At 71.6% G+C, this 363-nt stretch carries 1 pseudogene; it reads right to left on the reverse strand.

Features of this window, described 5'->3' with window-relative positions:
- Window positions 1–152 precede the first annotated feature (152 nt).
- Window positions 153–363 (reverse strand): annotated as a pseudogene (locus tag AC1DHL_RS30210) (LysR family transcriptional regulator); the annotation flags it as partial.

Below are 363 nucleotides of genomic sequence, written 5' to 3' on the forward strand. Positions count from 1 at the left end.
GGGTGGCGGCGGCGCCAAGGCAGGCCTTGAGCACGGCACGGCGCGGCATGCGGATGGTCATGCGGGTCTCCGGGGGATTTTCTGGATATGTAATCCCCCCCACTGTACTGAGACGTCCGCGTCACAACCAGCCCCACGCCGGCGGGAGGTCTTCAGGATTTGTGAAGGGTCGCCCCGGGCCAGCGGCCCGCCGTCACCAGCCCACGCGCCACGCTGTCCAGCACGCTGCGGGCGGCCAGGCCGGCCGGGGACAGTTCGTCGTCGGACAGGCTGACCAGCAGGTTGGGCCGGCGCACGCCCGCATCGGCAATCTCGATCAGCACCAGCGGCTCGCCCAGATGCCGCGCCACAGCGGCGCCGGGC

The sequence above is a fragment of the Variovorax sp. 10L426 genome (assembly GCF_056395305.1).